The following is a 1,224-nucleotide window of genomic DNA, read 5'->3' on the forward strand; positions in this document are numbered from 1 at the left end:
CATAGGAAGCTGCAAGACGTTCACCTGCATAACGCTCTTCTTCCCCTTCTTCATAGATGTAGCCTGACAAATCCTCTTCGGTTACAACTTGATGAAGCGCTGGGATTGGCAATTTATGAATGGTGAAGGTACGCCCTTTTGCATCTGTTTCTTTTTCTAAAAGCACAAGATCAGCTGCAGACACGGCATACTGAGGATCGCTTTTGTCGTCTGTCCAAGCTAAAACAAGTTCTGCAGGACCAACAAAGGCTGCAACATTGTCAACGTGTTCATTGGTTTCGTCCTGATAAATACCATAAGGAAGCCAAATAACTTTTTCAGCGCCAAGGCTCTCTAATAAGGTGTTTTCAATTTGCTCTTTAGACAGGTGGGGATTGCGTCCAGGACTGAGTAAGCAGCTTTCAGTCACAAGAATGGTCCCTTGACCATCGCTATGGATCGCGCCGCCTTCCAGTACAAAAGGTTTGGCATCATAAACAGGTATCTCTAAAACTTCTGCAAAACGACTGGCTACTTGGTTATCCTCTTCATAATCTTGATAAAGACCATCGACAGCACCACCCCAGGCATTAAAAGACCAATCGACTGCCAATCTTTCTCTTTTATCATTGACAAGAATAGTCGGCCCCGTATCACGCGCCCAGGCATCATTAGTAGGAATATCTAAATAAACAACCTTTTCTCCAAGATAGGATTGGGCTTCAGATAGATGGTCCTGCTCCACCAAAAGATAGACTCTTTCCCCTTCTGCTATGGTCTTGATAATTTGGCTAAATGCTTTTTTTGCAGCCTTTCCTTGAAAAGGCCATGAACCTGGTCGAGTCGGCCATATCATGAGGGTGCCATGATGGGGTTCATACTCTGCTGGCATACGATAGCCTAATTTCTTTGGACTGTCCATCATGATAACCTCCCTTTAAAGTCTTGATAACCGAAGGCTTTGACTAAGCTGCAGTCTCCCTGCTCGTCCATGAGATAGAGACTTGGCAAGCCAATACCATTAAAGGTATTATTTTTGACAAAGGAGTAAATAGCCATGTCTTCAAAGTAAAGTCTATCACCGATTTGGACTGGATTTTCAAAACTATAATCACCAATCACATCACCCGTCAGGCAGGTATTAGAAGAAAGTCTATAGGTATGGGCTTTTTCCTGCGGTTCAAATCCATTTCTCAGAGGTGGACGATAGGGCATTTCAAGTACATCTGGCATATGGCAGGTCGC

The 1,224-nt window shown here is 43.9% G+C and carries 1 protein-coding gene and 1 pseudogene; both read right to left on the reverse strand.

Annotated elements, in window-relative coordinates; translation table 11 throughout:
• A partial coding sequence (locus tag GMD1S_RS10370; protein ID WP_000969474.1) for an agmatine deiminase family protein occupies positions 1–904 on the reverse strand: 904 nt, incomplete at its 3' end.
• Positions 901–1,224, reverse strand: a pseudogene (locus GMD1S_RS10375) (carboxynorspermidine decarboxylase); the annotation flags it as partial. The gene GMD1S_RS10370 and the pseudogene GMD1S_RS10375, both read right to left, overlap by 4 nt.

This window comes from Streptococcus sp. GMD1S (assembly GCF_000296875.1).
GTDB lineage: Bacteria > Bacillota > Bacilli > Lactobacillales > Streptococcaceae > Streptococcus.